Source organism: Prevotella rectalis (genome assembly GCF_900607215.1).
Lineage (GTDB): Bacteria > Bacteroidota > Bacteroidia > Bacteroidales > Bacteroidaceae > Prevotella > Prevotella brunnea.
The window spans coordinates 162004-185110 of the sequence record NZ_LR027822.1; the positions used below are offsets into that span (position 1 = coordinate 162004).

At 43.3% G+C, this 23107-nt stretch carries 37 protein-coding genes; 4 read left to right on the top strand and 33 right to left on the bottom strand.

Annotated features, from left to right (window positions below; translation table 11 throughout):
• Positions 1 to 34 precede the first annotated feature (34 nt).
• Together E0E16_RS09005 and E0E16_RS13625 are read left to right on the top strand one after the other, a co-directional pair.
• Entirely contained in the window at positions 35 to 1876 is a 1842-nt protein-coding gene (locus tag E0E16_RS09005) for a hypothetical protein (protein ID WP_130830036.1), read from the top strand.
• 65 nt (positions 1877 to 1941) lie between these two features.
• Positions 1942 to 2106 carry a hypothetical protein gene (locus E0E16_RS13625; RefSeq protein WP_158635974.1) on the top strand — a complete coding sequence of 55 codons (165 nt, stop codon included), beginning with the start codon at positions 1942 to 1944 and terminating at the stop codon, positions 2104 to 2106.
• 31 nt (positions 2107 to 2137) lie between these two features.
• Here E0E16_RS13625 and E0E16_RS09010 read toward each other — a convergent pair whose 3' ends face one another.
• The 33 genes from E0E16_RS09010 to rpsL all read right to left on the bottom strand — a co-directional run bounded on the left by E0E16_RS09010 (position 2138) and on the right by rpsL (position 21267).
• Positions 2138 to 2971, bottom strand: a complete 834-nt coding sequence (locus E0E16_RS09010) for a hypothetical protein (protein WP_130830037.1) — start codon at positions 2969 to 2971, stop codon at positions 2138 to 2140.
• Between the two features lie 408 nt (positions 2972 to 3379).
• A complete protein-coding gene (rplQ, locus tag E0E16_RS09015) occupies positions 3380 to 3865 on the bottom strand; it encodes a 50S ribosomal protein L17 (RefSeq protein WP_130830038.1) in 486 nt (161 codons plus the stop codon).
• A gap of 80 nt (positions 3866 to 3945) precedes the next feature.
• Positions 3946 to 4944: a DNA-directed RNA polymerase subunit alpha gene (locus tag E0E16_RS09020; RefSeq protein WP_130830039.1), complete on the bottom strand. Its 999-nt coding sequence runs from the start codon at positions 4942 to 4944 to the stop codon at positions 3946 to 3948.
• 13 nt (positions 4945 to 4957) lie between these two features.
• Positions 4958 to 5566 (bottom strand): 30S ribosomal protein S4, encoded by a 609-nt coding sequence (rpsD, locus tag E0E16_RS09025; protein ID WP_130830040.1) that lies wholly within the window; start codon positions 5564 to 5566, stop codon positions 4958 to 4960.
• A gap of 37 nt (positions 5567 to 5603) precedes the next feature.
• Positions 5604 to 5993, bottom strand: a complete 390-nt coding sequence (rpsK, locus tag E0E16_RS09030) for a 30S ribosomal protein S11 (RefSeq protein WP_130830041.1) — start codon at positions 5991 to 5993, stop codon at positions 5604 to 5606.
• A gap of 74 nt (positions 5994 to 6067) precedes the next feature.
• A complete protein-coding gene (gene rpsM, locus E0E16_RS09035; RefSeq protein ID WP_025067926.1) occupies positions 6068 to 6448 on the bottom strand; it encodes a 30S ribosomal protein S13 in 381 nt (126 codons plus the stop codon).
• Positions 6449 to 6542: 94 nt separating this feature from the next.
• Positions 6543 to 6659 carry a 50S ribosomal protein L36 gene (gene rpmJ, locus E0E16_RS09040; RefSeq protein WP_004335771.1) on the bottom strand — a complete coding sequence of 39 codons (117 nt, stop codon included), beginning with the start codon at positions 6657 to 6659 and terminating at the stop codon, positions 6543 to 6545.
• An 11-nt stretch (positions 6660 to 6670) separates the two neighbouring features.
• Positions 6671 to 6889 carry a translation initiation factor IF-1 gene (gene infA, locus E0E16_RS09045; protein ID WP_130830042.1) on the bottom strand — a complete coding sequence of 73 codons (219 nt, stop codon included), beginning with the start codon at positions 6887 to 6889 and terminating at the stop codon, positions 6671 to 6673.
• Between the two features lie 208 nt (positions 6890 to 7097).
• On the bottom strand, positions 7098 to 8438 hold the full coding sequence (gene secY, locus E0E16_RS09050; protein WP_130830043.1) for a preprotein translocase subunit SecY: 1341 nt from the start codon (positions 8436 to 8438) through the stop codon (positions 7098 to 7100).
• A gap of 4 nt (positions 8439 to 8442) precedes the next feature.
• The gene (gene rplO, locus E0E16_RS09055; RefSeq protein WP_130830044.1) at positions 8443 to 8889 is read right to left on the bottom strand and encodes a 50S ribosomal protein L15; all 447 of its coding nucleotides are present in this window, start codon (positions 8887 to 8889) and stop codon (positions 8443 to 8445) included.
• A gap of 27 nt (positions 8890 to 8916) precedes the next feature.
• Complete coding sequence (gene rpmD, locus E0E16_RS09060; protein ID WP_130830045.1) at positions 8917 to 9093, bottom strand: 50S ribosomal protein L30; 177 nt, start codon at positions 9091 to 9093, stop codon at positions 8917 to 8919.
• 16 nt (positions 9094 to 9109) lie between these two features.
• On the bottom strand, positions 9110 to 9622 hold the full coding sequence (gene rpsE, locus E0E16_RS09065) for a 30S ribosomal protein S5 (protein ID WP_130830046.1): 513 nt from the start codon (positions 9620 to 9622) through the stop codon (positions 9110 to 9112).
• 6 nt (positions 9623 to 9628) lie between these two features.
• Positions 9629 to 9973: a 50S ribosomal protein L18 gene (gene rplR / locus E0E16_RS09070; RefSeq protein WP_130830047.1), complete on the bottom strand. Its 345-nt coding sequence runs from the start codon at positions 9971 to 9973 to the stop codon at positions 9629 to 9631.
• A 21-nt stretch (positions 9974 to 9994) separates the two neighbouring features.
• Positions 9995 to 10561, bottom strand: coding sequence for a 50S ribosomal protein L6 (rplF, locus tag E0E16_RS09075; RefSeq protein WP_130830048.1), 567 nt, complete (start codon positions 10559 to 10561; stop codon positions 9995 to 9997).
• 14 nt (positions 10562 to 10575) lie between these two features.
• Positions 10576 to 10971: a 30S ribosomal protein S8 gene (gene rpsH, locus E0E16_RS09080; RefSeq protein ID WP_130830049.1), complete on the bottom strand. Its 396-nt coding sequence runs from the start codon at positions 10969 to 10971 to the stop codon at positions 10576 to 10578.
• 115 nt (positions 10972 to 11086) lie between these two features.
• Positions 11087 to 11389 carry a 30S ribosomal protein S14 gene (gene rpsN, locus E0E16_RS09085; protein WP_130830050.1) on the bottom strand — a complete coding sequence of 101 codons (303 nt, stop codon included), beginning with the start codon at positions 11387 to 11389 and terminating at the stop codon, positions 11087 to 11089.
• A 5-nt stretch (positions 11390 to 11394) separates the two neighbouring features.
• Entirely contained in the window at positions 11395 to 11949 is a 555-nt protein-coding gene (rplE, locus tag E0E16_RS09090) for a 50S ribosomal protein L5 (RefSeq protein ID WP_130830627.1), read from the bottom strand.
• Positions 11949 to 12266 carry a 50S ribosomal protein L24 gene (gene rplX, locus E0E16_RS09095; protein ID WP_130830051.1) on the bottom strand — a complete coding sequence of 106 codons (318 nt, stop codon included), beginning with the start codon at positions 12264 to 12266 and terminating at the stop codon, positions 11949 to 11951. The genes rplE and rplX overlap by 1 nt, the downstream gene beginning before the upstream one ends.
• 21 nt (positions 12267 to 12287) lie before the next feature.
• The gene (gene rplN, locus E0E16_RS09100) at positions 12288 to 12653 is read right to left on the bottom strand and encodes a 50S ribosomal protein L14 (RefSeq protein WP_130830052.1); all 366 of its coding nucleotides are present in this window, start codon (positions 12651 to 12653) and stop codon (positions 12288 to 12290) included.
• 2 nt (positions 12654 to 12655) lie between these two features.
• Entirely contained in the window at positions 12656 to 12922 is a 267-nt protein-coding gene (gene rpsQ, locus E0E16_RS09105; RefSeq protein WP_130830053.1) for a 30S ribosomal protein S17, read from the bottom strand.
• 2 nt (positions 12923 to 12924) lie between these two features.
• Positions 12925 to 13119, bottom strand: coding sequence for a 50S ribosomal protein L29 (gene rpmC / locus E0E16_RS09110; protein WP_130830054.1), 195 nt, complete (start codon positions 13117 to 13119; stop codon positions 12925 to 12927).
• Between the two features lie 5 nt (positions 13120 to 13124).
• On the bottom strand, positions 13125 to 13553 hold the full coding sequence (rplP, locus tag E0E16_RS09115; RefSeq protein ID WP_130830055.1) for a 50S ribosomal protein L16: 429 nt from the start codon (positions 13551 to 13553) through the stop codon (positions 13125 to 13127).
• Positions 13554 to 13567: 14 nt separating this feature from the next.
• Positions 13568 to 14296 carry a 30S ribosomal protein S3 gene (gene rpsC / locus E0E16_RS09120; RefSeq protein WP_130830056.1) on the bottom strand — a complete coding sequence of 243 codons (729 nt, stop codon included), beginning with the start codon at positions 14294 to 14296 and terminating at the stop codon, positions 13568 to 13570.
• A gap of 8 nt (positions 14297 to 14304) precedes the next feature.
• Positions 14305 to 14715: a 50S ribosomal protein L22 gene (gene rplV, locus E0E16_RS09125; RefSeq protein ID WP_130830057.1), complete on the bottom strand. Its 411-nt coding sequence runs from the start codon at positions 14713 to 14715 to the stop codon at positions 14305 to 14307.
• A gap of 34 nt (positions 14716 to 14749) precedes the next feature.
• The gene (gene rpsS / locus E0E16_RS09130; RefSeq protein ID WP_005844140.1) at positions 14750 to 15019 is read right to left on the bottom strand and encodes a 30S ribosomal protein S19; all 270 of its coding nucleotides are present in this window, start codon (positions 15017 to 15019) and stop codon (positions 14750 to 14752) included.
• Between the two features lie 21 nt (positions 15020 to 15040).
• Positions 15041 to 15868: a 50S ribosomal protein L2 gene (gene rplB / locus E0E16_RS09135; protein ID WP_130830058.1), complete on the bottom strand. Its 828-nt coding sequence runs from the start codon at positions 15866 to 15868 to the stop codon at positions 15041 to 15043.
• Between the two features lie 7 nt (positions 15869 to 15875).
• Positions 15876 to 16319: a 50S ribosomal protein L23 gene (gene rplW, locus E0E16_RS09140; protein ID WP_130830059.1), complete on the bottom strand. Its 444-nt coding sequence runs from the start codon at positions 16317 to 16319 to the stop codon at positions 15876 to 15878.
• Positions 16320 to 16340: 21 nt separating this feature from the next.
• The gene (gene rplD / locus E0E16_RS09145; protein ID WP_130830060.1) at positions 16341 to 16970 is read right to left on the bottom strand and encodes a 50S ribosomal protein L4; all 630 of its coding nucleotides are present in this window, start codon (positions 16968 to 16970) and stop codon (positions 16341 to 16343) included.
• Positions 16970 to 17584, bottom strand: a complete 615-nt coding sequence (gene rplC, locus E0E16_RS09150) for a 50S ribosomal protein L3 (RefSeq protein WP_130830061.1) — start codon at positions 17582 to 17584, stop codon at positions 16970 to 16972. Before rplC ends, rplD begins: the two co-directional genes overlap by 1 nt.
• A gap of 55 nt (positions 17585 to 17639) precedes the next feature.
• A complete protein-coding gene (gene rpsJ, locus E0E16_RS09155) occupies positions 17640 to 17945 on the bottom strand; it encodes a 30S ribosomal protein S10 (RefSeq protein WP_130830062.1) in 306 nt (101 codons plus the stop codon).
• An 84-nt stretch (positions 17946 to 18029) separates the two neighbouring features.
• Positions 18030 to 20147 carry an elongation factor G gene (gene fusA / locus E0E16_RS09160; protein ID WP_130830063.1) on the bottom strand — a complete coding sequence of 706 codons (2118 nt, stop codon included), beginning with the start codon at positions 20145 to 20147 and terminating at the stop codon, positions 18030 to 18032.
• A 30-nt stretch (positions 20148 to 20177) separates the two neighbouring features.
• The gene (gene rpsG / locus E0E16_RS09165) at positions 20178 to 20654 is read right to left on the bottom strand and encodes a 30S ribosomal protein S7 (protein ID WP_130830064.1); all 477 of its coding nucleotides are present in this window, start codon (positions 20652 to 20654) and stop codon (positions 20178 to 20180) included.
• A gap of 229 nt (positions 20655 to 20883) precedes the next feature.
• Positions 20884 to 21267, bottom strand: coding sequence for a 30S ribosomal protein S12 (gene rpsL / locus E0E16_RS09170; protein ID WP_025875841.1), 384 nt, complete (start codon positions 21265 to 21267; stop codon positions 20884 to 20886).
• Between the two features lie 420 nt (positions 21268 to 21687).
• Between rpsL and E0E16_RS14405 the strand changes: the two genes are divergently transcribed.
• Together E0E16_RS14405 and E0E16_RS09180 are read left to right on the top strand one after the other, a co-directional pair.
• Positions 21688 to 22068: a hypothetical protein gene (locus E0E16_RS14405; protein WP_130828438.1), complete on the top strand. Its 381-nt coding sequence runs from the start codon at positions 21688 to 21690 to the stop codon at positions 22066 to 22068.
• Between the two features lie 32 nt (positions 22069 to 22100).
• Positions 22101 to 22946, top strand: coding sequence for an IS3 family transposase (locus E0E16_RS09180; protein WP_240048166.1), 846 nt, complete (start codon positions 22101 to 22103; stop codon positions 22944 to 22946).
• Positions 22947 to 23107 lie beyond the last annotated feature (161 nt).

Sequence of the window (23107 nt, forward strand, 5' to 3'; positions counted from 1 at the left end):
TGAACAACTATTTAAAAAAATCAAGAATTTCATTATGAAAAAGAACAAATATTTATATATGGTCTCTCTTGCCATCGCATCATTGGCAATGGGAGCTTGTAGCAGCGACGATGCAGTTACGGGAGAAAACGGCGAGCAGAACGCACGCAAAATAGAGCTTACGGCAACTTATCCAACCGACGACAATGCCACAGCCAACGCCAAAGGCACACGTGTTACCTACACTCCCGACGGCAAGAACTTCATCTGCAAGTGGGAATCAACCGACAAGATGAAATACTATGGCAGCAGCTTCACTTCCACACCTACAGATTTCAGCATTGTGAGGATGACTGACGACAAAGCTGTTTTCGCAGGCACAGCCACAGAAACCAGCGGAATGGTGATGTATCCGGCAAAGGATTATGAATTAGCAGGCTCCAAGCTCGTGATCGACATCGACCATCAGAAAGGCACAAGAGAAGGCTTGAAAGACGTTGACTACATGTGGGGCAAAGTGAATGTTTCCAAAGGTGAGTCTCAAGCTCCAAAGTATTATACCAAGCTTCAGAAGCTGACCAATACCGTTCATTTCGTTGCGCAATTGAACGCAGAAGACAAAGATCAGAAAATTATGAAGATACTCGTTTCAGGCGAGAATTTCAAAACCAAGGCAACAGTGGACAATTCCGGCTCAGTGGGTTCAGATGATAGCTATATCGGTTACTTGACCATCGAGCCTGAAAACATGACTGTCGGTGCCGATGGGAAGACTCCCGACATCTACTTCAAGACGTTCCAAACCGAAATTTACATTGCTCAGACGATGACCATCCAGATTTTGCTCGAGAACGGTAAAACATATAAGAAGACCTATGGCAGAACCAAAAAATCAAGCAGCAATGCGGTGAAGTTCAATACAGGCTCGGATGAGCTATACGGTCACATGATGCACTTCAACAACATCACCCCGGAGCGCAACATCAACACCTACCTCTTCAGCGACGGTGTCTCAGCAACTATCGACGAATACTACGGCAACAACAACGCCGGCGCAAAAGACCCATCACACCCGGGATGGCCTATCGCATGGGTAGTTCCACAAGCAGATGCAGAAGACTTTGCCGGAAATGCAGTTGACGAGAACGGCAATCCATTGAAGCACATCGCCATCGCTCTGACAGAGTTGGAACAGGGCACCAACTACGTGAACGCATGGGGTCCTTCAACAACAAGATACGACAACCATCCTCTTGAAACAAACGCATCCGACCCCAAGCAGGATTATAACGGCTATGACTATACCTACAGCCCTCTTGGTTACGTAGGGGAAGGTGGTAACATAGTAAATGCCAATATCATCAAAGCTGAAAGTAAAAATTATCCTTTGTTCTATCTAACGGCAACCTACTTCCATGAGCAGAACTCTCCTTGCGACGATGGTACCAACACCCGCAAGATGGTCGTACCGGCAGGCTGCTCAAAATGGTTCGTTCCAAGTTGGGCACAGTGGGCAAAATGTCTCCAGAATAACTTCAAGGAGGGATTCCTCGGAGCAGATCACCGGCCAAGTGTCACAGACCGCTATGAGTCCAACTTTGAGGATGCGACGATGTACGCCACAGCAGAATTGGCTCTTTGCTACAAACTGACCAATGCCGACTTGAACTTGACAGACCGCAAGGTTGGTTATAACCTGACGGCAGGAAAGATTTACGCAGTAAGTACAGATGGTAACGATACCAAAGCTGTCCCATTCTACCTCGCATTCGGTAGATACGGCAGACCTACATCGTTTAACCTCGCTGATGATGGTACGGCAGTATCCGGTTTCGATGAGACCAACTATCACAAGACCAGACCAATGTTTACTGTTCGTCCGTTCATTGCTTTCTAAGCATAGTATTAATATGATAATTACTCTTGGGAGATGTGCCGAAAGGTGCATCTCTCTTTTTTATCATGGCATTCCCATCAACAGAGGAGGAACGGATATCCAACGAGGGGCAAACCTTATCCACCGCAGGGACAAACCTTATTCATTTGTTGGCAACACATATCCAGCGATTGGATAATCTTATCCACCATAGGGACAAAAAAGGCAGTGGTAATAAATCCACTGCCTGAAATTTCCTGCGAAGAAAATAGGAGACCCAACCTACCTCTTCCGAGTTTGAATATTGAATTCTGTTACTTTACTGATGCTTCGCTGTCCTTGTAAGACGGTAACGGCAAAAGTAGCCGTGCCGGACTTTAGACGCTTGTCGGCTTTGACAAGTGCCGTATAACGAACGCCATCTCCGGGTGCAATGCTTTCGACATGAATGGACGGACTGATATAGATGTATTTGTTATTGGTGGTTTCAAGAACAGAGGGCTGAACATCAAAGAGAGTCTCCTCTCCCCTATTCATGATTTCAAAAATCAGTTTGCCCATTTCTCCGGCCGACAAGACACCATCCTCGTTGTCATCAACGAAACGGGCATTTCGGATTTCGATATGAGGGGCATACTGATAGGCACGCACCAAGTCTTCAACACTTGATTCGGAAGGAATGACCGACGTGGGTGGGACAGCACTGTAATCGCCGGTATATTCGCTATTCGTGAAATCATAAATTCTGTCGTCGCCGGAGTTCGTGGCATCAAATCCACTTTGCTCGCAATTGGAATTATCCAATGAAGGGCTTGTGGCGGCATAGGGATTCATGCCTTCGGCTTTATTGCGTTGTATCTGCTCGTAACGTTCATGCAGCTGCCCACGGTCTTGTTGCTCTTTTTGAGCGGCAATGGAAGCACCAATAACAGCTCCTCCCGCCATTCCAATAATCGTTCCTACATCAGACCCACGTGCTCCATTGGATATGCCTCCAATCGCACTGCCCAAAATGCTTCCAAGGTAGGCACCGTCAAGAGCACCGGAACCGGTATAAGTGCTACAAGAACCAAAAAGAAATAAAGACGCTATGGCAATGATGGCACTATTTTTCATACGCTATATTTTTTAATTTGTAGCAAAGATAGAAAGAATAAAACAAATAAATGCAAATAAAATCCCTATTAATAAAAGGATTTTCCCTAAACAGCCCAACAGTGTCCCAATTTTTCTTCATTCCTCCATCCAAAGCTTAGCTCTCACTTTCCAAAAGCTTACCTTTTGCACTGCAAAAGGTCATGAATTGGAATGCAAAAGCCAAGCTTTTAAATTGCAATTAATATCATCCTGATTATCAACAGATTACGAAGCATGTTCCCAACATAGTTTTTTGTAATGTAATTTCATGGTGTCGGGCAGGTCGGATGCTCGCTGTCAAGCTTCTGTTTACCACCACCTGAAATAAAAAAAGTCCCTGACAAGAGTTTGCCAAGGACTGATATTTAGAAGAGAAAAAGAATTAATTTATTCAGCGGAAGCCTCTTTAGCCTCAGTCGATTCAGTGTTATCAACCGTCGGTTCTGCCTTCTTTGAAGAACGACGACTACGACGTGTCTTCTTAACTTCGGCCTTAGGCTGTTTTGCCATATTCTCATCGTAATCAACCAATTCGATGAATGCCATTTCAGCTGCATCGCCTTGACGTGCACCCAACTTAATAACGCGAGTATAGCCACCGGGACGATCGCCCACCTTAACAGAAATTTCTTTAAACAATTCTGTTACGATTTTCTTGTCCTGAAGGTAACGGAAGACAACGCGACGAGAGTTGGTCGTGTCGTTCTTGGCACGCGTGATAAGGGGTTCTACATATTTCTTCAAGGCTTTTGCCTTGGCAACGGTCGTAGTGATTCTTTTGTGCCGAAGCAAGGAAATAGCCATATTTGCCAACATGGCATTGCGATGGTCGGCAGTACGACCTAAATGATTGAACTTTTTATTGTGTCTCATTTTTTGTTTTAATTGTTGAGGTAAAGAAAAGAGGGAGAAAAATTGGAGGAGCAAAAGTCCTACAATCAACTTCTTCAAACTTATTCTTTATCCAATTTGTATCTTGAAATGTCGGTTCCAAACGATAGATTCAGACTCTCAAGCAAATCATCAAGCTCTGAAAGCGATTTCTTACCAAAGTTACGGAACTTAAGAAGGTCGGTCTTGTTGTATTGAACCAAATCGCCCAACGTCTCCACATCGGCAGCTTTCAGGCAATTAAGTGCCCGTACGCTAAGATTAAGCGTGGAATCAGTGAGTTTAGTCTTTAACAACTGACGCATGTGCAACACTTCTTCATCAAACTCTTGATTGGTCTCCTGCTCGGGATTCTCAAGGGTAATCTTCTCGTCGGAGAACAACATGAAGTGGTAAATCAGAATTTTTGCAGCTTCCTTTAGCGCGTCTTTGGGGTGAATGGAACCATCGGTAGTAACTTCCAATACCAGTTTGTCATAGTCGGTCTTTTGTTCAACACGATAAGGCTCAACTGAATATTTAACGTTACGGATAGGAGTATAGATGGAATCGATTGGTAGCACATTGACATCGGTGCAGAATTCACGATTTTGTTCAGAGAACACATAACCGCGTCCTTTGTTGATGGTGATATCCATCTGCATGGATGCCTTGGAATCTAAATGACAAATCACTAAATCCGGATTTAACACTTCAAATCCAGAAAGATACTTACCAATATCACCTGCTTTGAACTCTGTAGAATTCTCAACGGTGATACTAACTTTCTCATTCTCGAATTCTTCTACTACTTGCTTGAATCGAACTTGTTTGAGATTCAAGATGATGTTGGTAACGTCCTCCTTCACTCCCGGTACGGAAGAAAATTCATGCTCCACACCATCGATACGAATGGTGTTGATGGCATAACCTTCAAGAGAGGAAAGGAGAATGCGGCGCAAGGAGTTACCGATGGTAACACCAAAGCCGGGCTCAAGGGGACGAAATTCGAATTTTCCGAATTGGTCATTAGCCTCCAGCATCACAACTTTTTCAGGTTTTTGAAATGCTAATATCGCCATTAATTTAATGATTTTATTGTTTAGAGTACAACTCTACGATTAACTGCTCCTTAATATTCTCTGGTATGTCAGCTCGATCCGGTTTGTGGAGGAACTTGCCACTCTTGGTGTTTTCGTCCCACTCTATCCAAGGATACTTGCTGTGATTGAAGCCGGCCAATGCTGCTTCAATAACCTCCAAAGACTTTGCCTTCTCGCGAACACCAACGATGTCGCCGGGTTGAACAGAATAAGATGGAATGTTTACAACTTTACCATTCACGATGATGTGCTTGTGTCCCACTAACTGACGTGCAGCAGCACGAGTTGGAGCAATCCCAAGACGATATACTACGTTATCGAGACGGCTCTCAAGATTTTGGAGCAATATCTCACCGGTAATTCCACTTGCCTTTGCAGCACGCTCGAACATATTGCGGAACTGACGCTCAAGAACACCGTAAGTATATTTTGCTTTCTGCTTCTCTGCCAACTGTGCTCCATACTCAGAAACCTTGCGACGACGGTTATTTCCGTGTTGCCCGGGAGGATAGTTTCTCTTAGCCAACACTTTATCTGCACCGAATATTGGTTCACCGAAACGGCGCGCAATTCTGGATTTTGGACCTATGTATCTTGCCATAATTAATATAATTTCTTTTAATTGTTATAAGATGTGATTATACGCGACGACGCTTGGGAGGACGACAGCCATTGTGGGGTAAAGGTGTTACGTCCACAATCTCCGTTATCTGAATACCTGCGGCGTTAACGGCACGGATAGCACTCTCGCGACCATTTCCCGGACCTTTCACGTAAGCCTTAACCTTACGAAGACCAAGGTCGAAAGCAACCTTCGCACAGTCCTCGGCTGCCATTTGAGCAGCGTAAGGAGTATTCTTCTTTGAACCGCGGAAACCCATCTTACCGGCAGAAGACCAAGATATAACCTGACCTTCATTGTTTGCTAAAGATACAATAATATTGTTAAATGAACTATGAACATGAAGCTGACCCAATGCGTCAACTTTTACGTTTCTTTTCTTAGATGTTGCTGATTTCTTTGCCATAATTTCTTTTAGTTTAAGCATGAAGTCCGAAAAAACAAAAGAGATTTGCTTATTTCAGGACTTTGAACTAAATATTACTTAGTAGCTTTCTTCTTATTAGCAACAGTCTTCTTCTTTCCTTTACGGGTACGAGCATTATTCTTAGTGCTCTGACCACGAACCGGAAGACCATTACGATGTCTAACTCCACGATAGCAACCTATATCCATGAGGCGCTTGATGTTCATTTGGATCTCGGAACGGAGATCACCTTCTACCTTGAATTCAGCACCGATAATTTCACGGATTTTAGCAGCTTGGTCGTCAGACCACTCGCTAACCTTCAGGTCGCGATTGATACCTGCTTTATCCAATATCTTTGCTGAACTACTTCGACCTATACCATAGATATAAGTCAATGCGATTTCGCCACGCTTATTTTGGGGCAAATCTACTCCAACAATTCTTATTGCCATTGAATGTAATAAATTAATAAAACGTTTTTGCTATGAAAAGCATGCAAAGGTAACCATAAATTTATTCACAATCACCTTTTTACGATTCTTTAACTCAACCCTGACGCAGTTTAAACTTAGGGTTCTTTTTGTTAATAACGAACAGACGACCTTTTCTACGTACTATTTTACAGTCGGCTGTGCGCTTCTTTAAAGATGCTCTTGTCTTCATTTTAATTCTATTTATTTGTATCTGAAAACTATTCTGCCTTTTGTTAAGTCATAGGGGCTCATCTCAACTTTCACCTTATCGCCGGGAAGTATCTTGATGTAGTGCATTCTCATCTTGCCCGAAATATGGGCAGTAATATCAACACCATTTTCCAACTCAACACGAAACATTGCATTTGACAATGCTTCAACTATTGTTCCGTCCTGCTCTATTGCAGTTTGCTTTGCCATACTTATATTCTTTTTCTTTCTAAATGTTCAACTTCTTACTTATGAAGATAAAATGTTTCACTCGAATTGAGAATTGCTTTCAAAAAGATGGATGCGGTAACTACAACCCGGTGGCGATTAGTGTCTGAAAAATCCAAACACGTAATCAGCCACATGGATTTATTTCATCTTCTGCTCAAGGAAGTATATCAGTTCATCAAGAAAAAACTTAATAAGCAGCTACACCACCATTGCCTCGTGTGTGTCCGGCATTCAACAATCCATCATAGTGACGCATCATCAAATGCGACTCTATCTGCTGAAGTGTATCAATGACTACACCAACAAGGATGAGAAGGGAGGTACCGCCAAAGAACTGTCCGAAAGCATCTTGAACGTTTAACCAACCTACGAGAGCCGGCATAATAGCAATGAATGCTATGAAAAGCGATCCGGGGAAAGTGATACGCGACATAACGGTATCGATATAGTCTGCGGTGTCTTTTCCCGGCTTTACTCCCGGAATGAAGCCATTGTTGCGCTTCATGTCCTCTGCCATCTGTGTAGGATTAAGAGTAATAGCTGTATAGAAATAGGTAAATGCGATGACTAAAATCACATATATCACATTATACAGAACACTCTTGGTGTTCATCAATGATTGAAGAATCGGACTCGCATTATCGGTCGAATACTGCACAATTGCCAAAGGAATGAACATCAACGCTTGCGCGAAGATAATGGGCATAACGTTGGCAGCGAAGAGCTTCAAAGGAATATACTGGCGAGCTCCTCCATATTGCTTATTCCCGACAATGCGCTTGGCATATTGCACCGGAACTTTTCGAGTTGCCTGGGTGAGAAGAATTGCAGCGCACATTACGGCGTACAGGATGATAAGCTCAACGATGAACATTACCAAACCACCACTGGTGATTGCGGTGAAACGGCTGCTGACCTCCTGAATGAAAGCCTGGGGCAGACGTGCGATAATACCCACCATAATAATGAGCGAAATACCATTTCCCACACCCTTATCGGTGATACGCTCTCCCAACCAAAGGATGAACATGGAACCTGCTGCCAAAATAATGGAAGCAGAGAAAATGAAAGCCGTCCAGCTAACGCCTGATGCGAGAGCACCGGCAGCTTGGGTTTTCAAGTTGATGAGGTACGCAGGTGCCTGAAAGAATAAGATAATTATCGTCAAGACACGAGTGTACCAATTGATTTTCTTATGTCCACTTTCACCTTCACGCTGCATCTTTTGGAAATAAGGTACAGCGACGGCAAGGAGCTGCATTACAATGGAAGCTGAGATGTAAGGCATGATTCCCAATGCAAAAATGGAAGCATGGGAGAATGCACCACCGGAGAACATGTCCAACAGCGACATAAGACCGCCGGCTGTCTGCGACTGCAATTTTTCAAGTAACGCAGGGTTGATACCCGGGAGTACGATGAACGACCCAAAACGGTAAATTGCCGTAAAGAGGATGGTAATGAGAAGTCGCTGACGCAAATCCTCTACCTTCCAACAGTTCTTCAGTGTCTCAATAAACTTTTTCATTGATTTAGATTATAGTTGTGTTACCACCAACTGCCTGAATTGCTTCTTGGGCAGTTTTTGAGAATGCATTTGCCTCTACATCGATTTTTGCTGTCAATTTTCCCATTCCGAGAATCTTAACAAGTACATTGCCTTTGATTAAACCGGCTGACTTCAATTCTGCAAGTCCTATCTTCGTGAGGTTCTGCTGCTCAGCAAGTTTCTGAAGAGAAGACAAGTTTACAGCAAAGTATTCCTTACGATTGATATTCTTAAAGCCACCTTTAGGAACACGACGCTGAAGTGGCATTTGTCCACCTTCAAAACCAATCTTCTTCTTGTAACCGGAACGAGATTTGGCTCCTTTGTGTCCACGAGTAGAAGTACCGCCGAGACCAGAACCTGGTCCGCGACCAATGCGACGACGTGAATGAGTGGAACCCGATGCCGGTCTCAAATTATTTAATTTCATAATTACTTTTACCTTTTATAAGATGAATTAATCAATTATTGATACCAGATGATGAACCTTGTTAATCATTCCGCGGATACTTGGAGTATCTTCTACTTCAACAACCTGAGAAATCTTACGAAGCCCAAGAGCCAATAATGTGCTCTTCTGGTCTTTAGGAGCGTTGATACGGCTCTTTATTTGCTTAACCTTTATTGTTGCCATAATTTATTCTCCTTAATTAACCGTTAAATACTTTTTCCATCGAAATACCACGTTCACCTGCCACGGCGTACGCATCGCGCATCTGAGAAAGAGCTGCAATCGTTGCCTTAACGAGGTTGTGTGGGTTGGACGAACCTTTAGACTTTGCTATCACATCAGAGATGCCCGCACTCTCAAGAACGGCACGCATGGCACCACCGGCTTTTAGCCCGGTACCGGCTGCTGCCGGTTTAAGGAGTACCTGTGCCCCACCGTAACGAGTCTCTATCTCATGAGGAATAGTACCTTTTAACACGGGAACCTTCACAAGGTTTTTCTTGGCAGCATCAGTACCTTTCTGAATAGCTGCTGTTACCTCTCCGGCTTTACCAAGTCCCCATCCGATTACGCCTTTACCGTCACCTACAACGACGATAGCAGCGAACGTGAAAGTACGACCACCTTTTGTAACTTTCGTCACGCGGTTGATGGCAACCAAGCGGTCTTTCATTTCAACATCACTATTTACTTTTACTTTATTCATTGCCATAATCGTTTAGAATTTAAGTCCTCCCTCACGTGCTGCATCAGCCAAAGCCTGGACGCGACCATGATAAAGGTATCCATTACGGTCGAAAACAACCTTTTCAACACCTGCTGCTGTTGCTTTGTTCGCAACAAGAGCTCCTACTTTCTTAGCTTGCTCTATCTTAGCCATTTTCTCAAGACCAACCGAAGAAGCTGAAGCAAGAGTAGTGCCTGTCAGATCATTTATCACCTGTGCATATATCTGCTTGTTACTGCGGAAGACGCATAAACGTGGACGCTCTGCAGTTCCTTCCACATTCTTACGAATACGGAATTTTATCTTAAGTCTTCTTTGTTCTTTCTTTGTTGTCATAATCTCAATAAATTATTAAAGTTACTTAGCTGCAGCTGTCTTACCAGACTTTCTGCGAATAACCTCTCCCTTGAAGAGAATACCCTTGCCCTTATAAGGCTCCGGCATACGGAAAGAACGGATTTTAGCACAAATAAGACCTAACAACTGTTTATCAGCCGATTCGAGTTTTATGAGAGGGTTCTGATTTCTCTCACTCTTGGTTTCAACTTTGACTTCATTCGGTAGTTGAAGGAAGATGGGGTGAGTGTAACCAAGTGAAAATTCTATAAGATTTCCTTGATTAGAAACACGATAACCAACACCTATAAGCTCCAAAGTCTTTGTATAACCTTCGCTAACTCCAACTATCATATTGTTTACGAGTGAACGATACAAACCATGATAAGCCTGCTTCTGTTTGTAATTCTCAGGATGATTTTCATCAACCTCAAAACTTACCTGATTCTCATCGATGATAGTCTTAATGGAAGGATGTACAAATTGGCAGAGCTCACCTTTGGGGCCTTTTACCGTAACTACATTATCCTTGAGATTAACCGTAACGCCGGCAGGGATACTAATTGGTAATTTTCCGATTCTTGACATAATAATCCTCCCAATTAATAAATGTAGCAAAGAACTTCACCACCGATTTTCTCGGTAGCAGCCTCTTTGTTAGTCATTACACCTTTGGACGTAGAAATAATCGCTATTCCCAATCCGTTAATAACTCTCGGCATGTCTTTGTAGCCAGTGTACTGGCGAAGACCCGGTGTTGAAACGCGCTTCAAACTCTTGATGGCGTTTTTCTTTGTAACAGGGTCATACTTCAGCGCAACCTTAATGGTACCCTGAGGACCATCTTCAATGAACTTGTAGTTCAGAATGTAGCCCTTCTCAAAGAGAATCTTCGTAATAGATTTCTTCAAGTTCGACGCAGGAACCTCAACCACACGGTGATGAGCCATAATAGCGTTCCTAAGTCTTGTCAGATAATCTGCTATTGGATCTGTCATAAATATAAATGTTTAATTAATCGGGACTGCCCCGACAATATTAAAAAAAATCTTCATCTTCACTGCGTTATGTATTTAAGGACTCAAGCCTTAAACACATAACACAATAGATAAATTACCAGCTAGCTTTCTTTACTCCGGGGATTAGCCCTTGAGAAGCCATCTCACGGAACTGTATTCTGGAAAGACCGAACTGACGGATATATCCTTTCGGACGACCTGTAACTTTACAGCGATTGTGAAGACGGATAGGATTCGCATTCTTAGGAATTGCCTGAAGTTTACGAGCAGCCTCATATGCTTCAGCCGGATCGTTAGAAGTAGCGATAATCTTTTTTAGAGCCGCGCGTTTTTCAGCATAACGTGCAACGAGTTTAGCACGTTTGATTTCGCGAGCTTTCATTGATTCTTTTGCCATATCTCTTAATCGTTTTTAGCGTTCTTAAACGGTAGTCCGAAGCCTTTCAAGAGAGCATAACCTTCCTCGTCCGTTTTGGCGGTGGTTACGAAAGTTATGTTCATACCTTGAATACGATCTACCTGATCGATGTTAATTTCCGGGAAGATAATCTGCTCATTTACACCTAAGGTGTAGTTGCCACGACCATCAAATTTGCTCTCAATACCTTTAAAGTCGCGAATACGAGGTAAAGACACACGTACCAACTTTTCGAGGAATTCATACATTCGTTCCCTTCTCAAAGTTACCATAACACCAATTGGCATTTTCTTGCGTAGCTTGAAATTCGCAATATCTTTCTTTGAATAGGTAGCCACAGCTTTTTGACCAGCGATCTCGGAAATTTCATTGAGTGCCACCTCTATGATTTTCTTATCTTGAGTCGCATCACCCAAGCCTTGATTGATAACAATCTTCTTCAAGACAGGAATTTGCATGGCAGAAGTGTAGTTGAATTGCTTCTGCAATGCGGGAGCAATCTGCTCCTTATACGCTTTCTTTAACTGTGCTGTATTCATCATTTAATTTCCTCCCCTGACTTTTTAGCGATGCGCTTCACAGTTTTGCCTTCACGCTCGATTTTAATACGAGTTGGCTTACCGCTTTTAGGATCTATCAAACTTAAATTTGAAATATGAATAGGTGCCTCTTGCTTAACAATACCTCCCTGAGGACTTGCTGCAGAGGGTTTTGTGCTCTTGGACATCATATTGATTCCTTCAACAAGCACGCGTTGTTTGTCAACGAGTACTTTCAGCACTTTACCACTTTTACCCTTATCAGAGCCAGCAAGAACGATCACCTTATCGTCTTTCTTTATATGGAATTTTGCCATTTTATTATTCGATTTAAATAATTAAAGAACCTCAGGTGCCAAAGATACCACTTTCATGTTTACTGCACGAAGTTCACGAGCAACAGGACCGAAAATACGGCTGCCTCTCAATTCACCGGCGTTATTCAGTAAAACACAAGCATTATCGTCGAAACGAATATAGGAACCATCGGCACGACGAATTTCTTTTTTAGTACGTACTATCAAAGCTTTTGATATTGCACCCTTTTTAATTTCACTTGATGGGATGACGCTCTGTACAGCAACTACGATAACGTCACCAACACTTGCATAACGACGACGTGTACCACCAAGAACGCGGATACACTTAGCTTCACGAGCCCCGCTGTTATCACATACTGTAAGTTTTGATTCTGATTGTATCATAATTACTTAGCTTTTTCTACTATTTGAACTAATCTCCATCTCTTTGTTCTACTCAAAGGACGTGTTTCCATAATGAGAACGGTATCGCCCACGTTGGCTTCATTCTTCTCATCATGAACATGGTACTTTTTCGTTTTCTGAACAAATTTACCATATATAGGGTGTTTCTCCTTGAACTTAGCGGCAATAACGATGGTTTTATCCATTTTGTTGCTGATAACGACACCCTGTCTTACTTTTCTTAAATTTCTTGTTTCCATCTGGACCATTGTTATTTGTTAAGTTCTCTCTGACGAAGTTCTGTCTTCATACGCGCAATATCGCGACGAGTCGCCTTAATCTGTGATGGATTCTCAAGTGGAGTAATGTGGTGGTTCAGCTTCATTTTCGCAAGAGCTGCCTCCGCATTCTCGATTTTCTCAACCAAATCCTTGGTTTCGATTGATTTAACTTCTGCTGTCTTCATCTTTCTTAAGCGTTTTTATCGTAATCACGTCGTACAACGAACTTTGTCTTAACAGGAAGTTTCTGTGCGGCGAGACGTAAAGCCTCTTTTGCCACATCAAAACTAACCCCTTCCACTTCAAAGAGGATGCGTCCCGGTGTTACCGGTGCCACCCAACCTGCAGGATCACCTTTACCTTTACCCATACGCACATCGGCAGGTTTACGTGTAATAGGCTTATCCGGGAAAATACGAATCCAGACCTGACCTTGGCGGTTCATGTAGCGGTTTACGGCTACACGTGCTGCCTCAATCTGTCGGCTGTCAATCCATTTCGGTTCAAGTGTCTTGATACCAAAAGAACCAAAAGCCAATTGTGTACCTCTGTGAGCATTGCCTTTATTGCCACGCCCATCTTGAGGTCTCCTATATTTTACTCTTTTTGGCTGTAACATGATAGCTTCTACATTTAACGGTTATTGTTTCTTCTGCGATTACCGCGTCCGGAGCGACCTCCGGTGTTGGAACGATTGTTGCCCTTGTCTTGGGTAAAGGTCGGGGTAAGATCCACTTTCTTATACACCTCACCACGACAAATCCACACTTTGATACCTAAAAGTCCTACCTTTGTAAGAGCTTCGGTTTGGCAATAGTCGATATCGGCACGGAAAGTATGAAGAGGGGTTCGCCCTTCCTTGAACATTTCCTTGCGTGCCATTTCGGCACCGTTCAAACGACCTGTAATCTGCACTTTAATACCTTCAGCACCGGCACGCATAGTATTGGCTACAGCCATTTTAATGGCACGACGGTAAGCAATCTTACCTTCGATTTGGCGAGCGATATTGTTGCCAACAATGTTTGCATCCAGCTCAGGTTTTTTAACTTCAAAGATGTTAATTTGAATATCTTTCTTAAAAAGATTCTTCAATTCTTCTTTCAACTTGTCAACGTCCTGACCACCCTTACCAATGACGAGTCCGGGGCGGGCAGTGCAAATAGTGATGGTGACAAGTTTCAATGTGCGTTCGATGACAATACGAGAAACACTTGCTTTCTCCAAGCGTTTGTTCAAGTATGTACGGATTTTCTTATCTTCCAAGAGATTATCTCCGAAATCCTTGCCACCAAACCAATTTGATTCCCAACCGCGGATAATACCCAAGCGGTTGCTTATTGGATTAACTTTCTGTCCCATTCTACTATTTAATTATCATTGTTAGCGTCAGACTTTGAATCTACAAAGAGTGTGACGTGGTTAGAACGTTTACGAATTCTGTAGCCACGGCCCTGAGGTGCAGGACGCATGCGCTTCATTGTTACACCTTCATCAACGAAGATCTTAGAGATATAAAGTTCACCGTCTTCAGCTTTGCGGTCATTCTTATTCTCCCAATTAGCAATAGCTGAACGCAAAAGTTTCTCAACGTTCTGCGCAGCTGCCTTTTTAGAGAACCTAAGCACGCCAAGGGCACGATTCACCTCCATACCACGAACCATATCTACGACATAGCGCATTTTGCGGGGTGATGAAGGGCAGTCCTTGAGCTTTGCAAAATACTGGCTTCTTAAAGCTTCCTTGCGAGCCTCTGCCTTTATATGTTTTCTTGCTCCCATTATTATTTTATTTTTCTAAATGGTTTTGACCTGCTTACTTCTTATTATTACCGGAATGTCCACCAAAACGACGAGTAGGGCTGAACTCTCCGAGCTTATGTCCTACCATGTTCTCAGTAATGTAAACAGGGATAAATTTATTTCCGTTATGAACTGCAACAGTGTGTCCCACGAAATCCGGGGAAATCATTGATGCTCTGGCCCAAGTCTTAACGACACTTTTCTTACCACTCTCATTCATTGCGAGGATTTTTTTCTCGAGTGAAACGTTAATGTAAGGACCTTTTTTTAATGAACGACTCATAATTTACTCTTAATTACTTAATTACTTCTTGTTAGCTCTTTCAATAATATACTTGTTTGAAAGCTTCTTCGGTGCGCGTGTCTTCAGTCCCTTAGCATACAAGCCCTTGCGAGAACGTGGGTGTCCTCCGGACTGACGACCTTCACCACCACCCATCGGGTGATCAACAGGGTTCATAACAACACCACGGTTGTGTGGGCGACGACCTAACCAGCGAGAACGTCCGGCCTTACCAGACTGTTCGAGAGCATGGTCAGAATTACCAACACTTCCGATCGTAGCTTTACAAGTTGAAAGAATCTGACGTGTTTCGCCAGAGGGGAGCTTAATCACACAGTAACTGCCTTCACGAGAAGTAAGCTGAGCAAAGTTACCAGCCGAACGAACAAGCAATGCACCTTGTCCCGGTCGTAATTCAATGTTGTGAATTACGGTACCAACGGGAATGTTTGCCAATGGAAGTGAGTTTCCAACCTCAGGTGCGGCATCTGCGCCGGACATGAGACGTGCGCCCACTTGCAGTCCGTTTGGAGCAATAATGTAACGTTTTTCACCATCTGCATAGTATAACAAGGCAATTCGAGCAGAACGGTTAGGATCATACTCGATTGTCTTCACTACAGCTGGAACACCATCTTTCTCACGTTTGAAATCAATGAAACGGTACTTTCTTTTATGACCGCCACCCATGTAGCGAACCGTCATCTTACCGGTGTTGTTTCGACCGCCGGTAGAACGTTTACCGTAAACGAGAGACTTCTCTGGCACGGATGCAGTAATATCCTCGAACGTGCCAATAATCTTGTGTCTTTGTCCCGGGGTTACCGGTTTTAATTTACGTACTGCCATTTTCTATTTAAATATTGCTGTAAAAATCAATTGTATCGCCTTCTTTCAAAGTTACGATAGCCTTCTTGAATGCGTTCTTCTGACCTTTCACAAGTCCTGCCTTTGTATAACGTGCCTGACGTTTTCCGGCATAACGAATCGTATTCACATCAATCACTGTAACATTATACAGACTTTCAATTTCCTTCTTAATCTCAAGTTTGTTAGCTTCCGGTTTCACGATAAAGCCGTATTTCGGTTGAGCTATCTTGGTGTAGGTATAAACGGTTTTTTCCTTGTTTATACCTTCCGGATGGCGTCTATTCTTAACAACGTACTTGCGGATTTCAGCAGTTGCGTTATGGCGTTTGCCTGCCTTTTCGCTGGGAGCTGTAATCTTTTTGTCTTCGGAAGACTTGTCTGTAATTTTGGTCATCTTCTCGGTGACCACCGGTTTAATGATAAATCCCATAATTCTAACTGTCTCCTACTTTTACTTGGTTAAGATTTCATCAATCGTCTTCAAAGAATTTTCGGTTACAACAAGCACGTCAGCATTGAGAACATTATATGTATTCACCTGTGCTGCTGTTGTAACTTCGGCTTTCTTCAAATTACGAGCTGACAAATATACATTTTTTTCCGCATTCGGCAAAACGAGAAGTACTTTCTTACCGTCAATCTTAAGATTTTTAGCAATGTTTATAAAATCTTTAGTTTTCGGTGCGTCAAAGTTGAAATCTTCTACGATTACTATCGCGTCGTCTTTTGCCTTGTAAGACAGAGCTGACTTACGTGCGAGCACTTTCACCTTCTTGTTGAGCTTAAAGCTATAATCACGGGGTGTTGGTCCAAAAACACGTCCGCCACCAACAAGAACAGGCGAGTTGATATCACCACGACGAGCTCCGCCGCCACCTTTTTGGCGACCAAGTTTGCGTGTAGAACCGGCATGTTCGCTTCTTTCCTTTGACTTTGCTGTTCCCTGACGTTGTGCAGCGAGATATCGCTTTACGTCAAGATAGAGTACATGATCGTTTGGCTCAATTCCGAAGATATTCTCGTTAAGAGTAACCTTACGGCCGGTCTCCTGACCTTTGATATCTAATACGTTAATATCCATTACTTATTAATTATAAGGGTTGAACCATTGCATCCGGCAACACTTCCTTTCACGAGAAGAAGATTATGTTCCGGAATTACCTTTAACACTTGAAGGTTCTGAGTAGTAACTCTGTCGCCTCCCATTTGACCGCCCATGCGCATTCCTTTGAAGACCTTCGCAGGATACGAACAAGCACCGATAGCTCCCGGTTTACGAGCGCGGTCGTCCTGACCGTGAGTAGATTGACCTACACCACCGAATCCGTGGCGTTTTACAACGCCTTGGAAGCCTTTACCCTTAGACGTACCTACGACATCAACGTATTTCACATCGTTGAACAGTTCTACGGTAATCGTGTCACCGAGGTTGTACTCCTCATCAAATCTGAACTCGGCCAAGTGCTTTTTCGGTGTTGTGCCTGCCTTCTTGAAATGTCCCAACTGTGGCTTAGAGGTTCTTTTCTCCTTAGCCTCGCCGAAACCTAACTGAACAGCCTTGTAACCATCTTTTTCTTCTGTTTTGACTTGGGTTACAACACAAGGACCGGCTTCGATAACAGTGCACGGTACATTTTTACCGTCGGCACTGAAAACGGATGTCATTCCGATTTTCTTTCCTAATAATCCTGGCATTTCAATTAAATTTTAATTAAAAAACAATTTTGTTTACTTTACTGAATAAGTGCGATTACACTTTAATTTCAACTTCCACGCCGGAAGGCAATTCCAACTTCATCAATGCGTCAACCGTCTTGGGAGTTGAGCTATAGATGTCGATAAGACGCTTAAAGTTAGACAACTGAAACTGCTCACGTGATTTCTTGTTAACGAAAGTTGAGCGGTTTACCGTGTAAATGCGCTTGTGTGTTGGCAAAGGGATAGGTCCACTTACGATAGCACCTGTGGCTTTTACTGCCTTCACAATCTTTTCAGCTGACTTATCAACCAACTGGTGGTCGTAAGATTTCAGCTTGATACGAATTTTCTGACTCATATTTTAATTAAATTATTATTGATAACAAGTGGGCATACTTTCATAAGAGTCATTCGCTATGAAAGTATCGCCCTCTTTTAAATATTATTTCAATAAATCCGAATTTCCATTCAACTCTTCCAAGATGTCTTTCGCGAGGTTGTTGGAAACGGGCGAGTGATGGTCATACTCCATTGAAGAAGTGGCACGTCCCGAAGTAATTGTACGAAGAGCGGTTACATAACCGAACATCTCTGCCAAAGGAACCATGGCTTTCACTACGCGTGCTCCGCTTCGTGCCTCTTCCATGCCCTGTACGAGACCGCGACGTTTATTCAAGTCGCCAATGACATCACCCATGTTTTCTTCCGGAGTTACCACTTCCACTTTCATGATAGGTTCCATCAGCACCGGACCCGCCTGCGGACAGAGTTTCTTGAATGCCTGATGAGCTACCAACTCGAAAGATAACTGGTCGGAGTCAACCGGGTGGAAAGAACCATCAGTAAGTGTTACCTTCATACCTGTAAGTGGAAAACCTCCAAGAACGCCGTTGCTCAGACATTCCTTAAATCCTTTTTCCACTGAAGGGATGAATTCCTTGGGTACGTTACCACCTTTTACCACGTTGATAAACTGTAAATCACCTTCCTTGTAATCCTCGTCCTTGGGTTCAATCGTAACATCGATGCAAGCGAACTTACCACGACCACCCGATTGTTTCTTGTAGGTTTCACGACTTTGGGCAGCCTTAGTGATTGCCTCCTTGTAATTAACCTGTGGTTTACCTTGGTTGCACTCAACCTTGAATTCACGCTTCAAACGGTCAATAATGATATCCAAGTGCAACTCACCCATACCGGATATAATGGTCTGTCCGCTCTGTTCATCCGTACGTACGGTGAATGTTGGGTCTTCTTCAGCAAGTTTTTGCAGACCGGTATCCAATTTAGCAATATCTGCCTGACTCTTTGGTTCTACCGCAATAGAAATCACGGTATCAGGGAAAGTCATGGATTCCAAAACAATAGGGTGAGCCTCATCGCACAACGTATCACCGGTACGAATGTCCTTGAATCCAACGCCTGCACCAATATCACCTGCATCAATAGACTCCATGGCGATTTCCTTGTTGGAGTTCATCTGGAACAAGCGACTGATACGCTCTTTTTTTCCTGAACGAGGATTATATACATAAGAGCCTGCTTCCACCTTACCGGAATAAACGCGGAAGAACACCAAACGTCCCATGAACGGGTCAGTGGCAATCTTAAACGCGAGTGCCGCCGTAGGTTCGCTAACGCTTGCTTTTCTGTCTTCTTCCTCTTCGGTATCCGGGTTGGTACCCACGGTTACAACTGTGTCAAGCGGAGAAGGCAAGAATGCACAAACGTAATCCAACAATGTCTGCACTCCCTTATTCTTATAGGAAGAACCCAATAGCATTGGGCAACAATCCATGGAAATACAACCTTTACGAATGGCAGCGATGATTTTTTCCTCCGGAATGTCCTTACCCTCAAGGTAAAGTTCCATTACTTCGTCATCGTAGTTGGCAGCACCTTCGAGAAGTTTATCACGCCATTCTGCTGCTTCATCTGCCAATTCAGCGGGAATTTCTTCTACTTCATATTCAGCGCCCATTGTCTCATCATGCCAGAAAATAGCTTTCATCTTGATGAGATCTACAACGCCCTTAAAGTTTTCCTCAGCTCCAATAGGTATCTGAACGGCGATAGGATTAGCTCCCAAAATATCTTTCATTTGGCTGATTGTCTCGAAGAAGTCAGCTCCGGAGCGGTCCATCTTATTAACATATCCAACGCGAGGTACATTGTATTTATCTGCCTGACGCCATACGGTCTCTGACTGTGGTTGAACACCGTCAGCGGCAGAATAAGTAGCCACGGCACCATCGAGCACACGCAGTGAACGTTCCACCTCAGCGGTAAAATCCACGTGTCCCGGGGTATCAATCAAATTGATTTTGTAAGACTTTCCCTGATAATTCCAGTTACAGGTTGTAGCGGCCGATGTAATGGTGATACCGCGTTCCTGCTCCTGTGCCATCCAGTCCATTGTAGCTGCACCATCGTGTACTTCACCGATTTTGTGCGTCTTACCCGTATAGAACAAGATGCGTTCAGAGGTTGTCGTCTTACCGGCATCAATATGAGCCATGATACCGATGTTACGCGTTAAATGTAAATCCTGATTTGCCATTTTTTTTGCTTTATAGTTAAGTTTCGTCGTTTAGAATCTGAAGTGAGCGAAAGCACGGTTAGCCTCAGCCATGCGATGCATATCTTCCTTACGCTTGTAAGCACCTCCCTGACTGTTGGATGCATCCATAATCTCGGCAGCAAGTTTTTCAGCCATGCTCTTTCCACCGCGTTTGCGCGCAAAAGCAATCATGTTCTTCATTGACACACTTTCCTTGCGATCAGGACGAATCTCTGTCGGTACTTGGAATGTCGCACCACCAATTCGGCGACTCTTCACCTCTACTTGAGGCGTGATATTGTCGAGTGCCTGTTTCCAAATTTCAAGCGGAGACTTCTCTTGGTCTTTCATCTTTGTCGCTACAATGTCCAACGCGGCATAGAATATTTCGTATGAGGTATTCTTCTTACCATCATACATAAGATGATTAACAAATTTTGAGACCTTTTGGTCATTAAACTTTGGATCCGGTAAGATCACACGTTTCTTTGGTTTTGCTTTTCTCATTTTATATTAAAAACTTTTATTAGTCTGCGGAGGCTGTCGTCTTTTCCGTTCTTCAAAATCCACTCTTGGACTTTTACTCAACCTTGTGATTAACAATTCTCCAGCAAAACTTATTTTGACTTTTCTATTGTTTTCCTCTCATTTACCAACCTTCTCCGACTGTTAATTGAAAGGCTTTACAACCATTCAAGTTCCCTTCCCTGTAAAGGGAAAGAAACTCAAACGATTATTACTTCTTAGCTGCTTTTGGACGCTTTGCACCGTACTTTGAACGGCGCTGTGTGCGGTTTGCAACACCTGCGGTATCAAGCGTACCGCGAACGATGTGATAGCGTACACCAGGGAGATCCTTAACACGACCACCACGAACCAACACGATACTGTGTTCCTGTAAGTTATGACCTTCTCCCGGTATGTAGGAGTTGACTTCCTTTTGGTTTGTCAAACGAACACGGGCAACCTTACGCATTGCCGAATTAGGCTTTTTAGGTGTTGTAGTATAAACACGAACACAGACTCCACGACGCTGAGGACAATTATCCAAAGCCGGAGACTTGCTCTTTTCTACAATCACTTTTCTGCCATTTTTTACCAATTGTGAAATAGTAGGCATAATTGAATTTATTATATATTATTATTTTGTTTGTTATCAACCTGTTAAAACGCCAATGCACACCTTAATATATATGAAGACACGCATAGAGGTGTTTCGGGGTGCAAAGGTACAAACTTTCTGTTAAAAGACCTAAGAATAAGAAAAAGAATAACTTAGCTCATTTATATAATTAACAATAAATAACTTTTGTATCGTTATTTAACATTCGTCTCGTCATCCATCCGTTTAAAATTTCCAAACATCGTTGCAACTCATTCCCTTATCGCAGGCTTCTTGCGAAACAGCTGCCATCCCAATCCTCACATTATAAATGCAATATTGCACGTAAAAAATCATGTTTTTAACCCATAGTGTCCTAAATATGTCTTATACGGATTTAGCTTGTCACAATTCTGACTATAAAAAAAGTAAGAAATTATGACAAAACGTAAAACCCCGCGCGAATTTTCGTATTCGTTCAAGCTGCAAGTGTTAATCGATTATTATTCTAGCGGTGCTTCTCAAGCGTCCATATTGCGTAAGTGGAATGTGTCTAGTGGTTCAATGTTCCAATGGCTGAAACGTTGGCCCGTTGATTCAAAATCGTTATCTTTGCCCTCGGAAGTAATCCAGAGGTATCGTATGGCTCATAAAGAAACGAATTTGACAGACAATGAGATATTGCGCCAGAAGATAGTGAACCTCCAACACGCATTGTCTTTGGAGAAGATGCGCAGCCGTGCCTATGAGAAACTCATAGAGATAGCCGAATCCGAGGAGGGTATCAGCATCTTAAAAAAAGATGGTGCCAAACAGTAACGGCGCTGCGTGAGGAGTTTCCCGGTGTATCCGTGGAATTCCTCTGTGGGCTGTTTGGCAAGAAACGCCAGTGGTATTACGCAAGCAGCAAGCTTGTGATTTCTGAGCGGCAAAGGCGTAAACTGATAGTTGACAATGTACTCTACTATCGTGCCTGCTGTCCCGGGATAGGCGGTGTGAAACTGCACGTCCTCCTCAAGTCGGAGCTAGGTGAAGATGTTACTCATGGTCGCGACTCCTTCTTAAAACTACTTGCTTCAGAAGGACTTATGCTTCCCAAGAACAAGCGAAGACGTACAACGGACTCCAATCATCCTTATAGGAAGTATCCTAATCTTGTACAAGGTGTTACGGCAATGTATGCTAACCACATTTGGGCAGCCGACATAACCTACGTTTGGATTTACGGCAACGTCCTGTACCTCCATCTCATTACAGATGTTTACTCACATGCTGTCATAGGCTGGTGCTTATCCGAAACCATGGAGGCTATAAATACGAAGGAGGCATTGCTAATGGCAGTTAAGGCAGCCGGAGGAGGCAACCTCTGCGGAACGATACACCACTCTGACAGAGGTTCGCAATACGCCTGCCACCTATATGTTGAAACTCTTATGTGCCACCATATCAGGGTTAGTATGACAGAACGGTACAATCCTACGGACAATCCTGTGGCGGAAAGGACGAATGGAACCTTTAAGGTTGAGTGGATTTACCAGCAGGAGATGTACCGAGATTATGACCAGGCCAACATGGAAATCTCCAAGGCAATAGCCTTCTACAACTACAGACGACCGCATATGAGCATAGGAATGAAATGTCCGATGGATGTCTATAGAGGCGAACAGCCCGGGAGAAATCTTTGGAAAAAGAGATAAATGCTTGCAAAAAAGAAAAATATAAAGTATCTTTGGAACGCCGAAAATATGGCGAACGACGGTCTTATGCCATCTTCACCAAAGGTCCCAGGGGGCATCGAGCCCCCTAAGACCTTGCCGAAAATATGACGGAACTTAGGTGTTGTCCATCTTCTTTTATG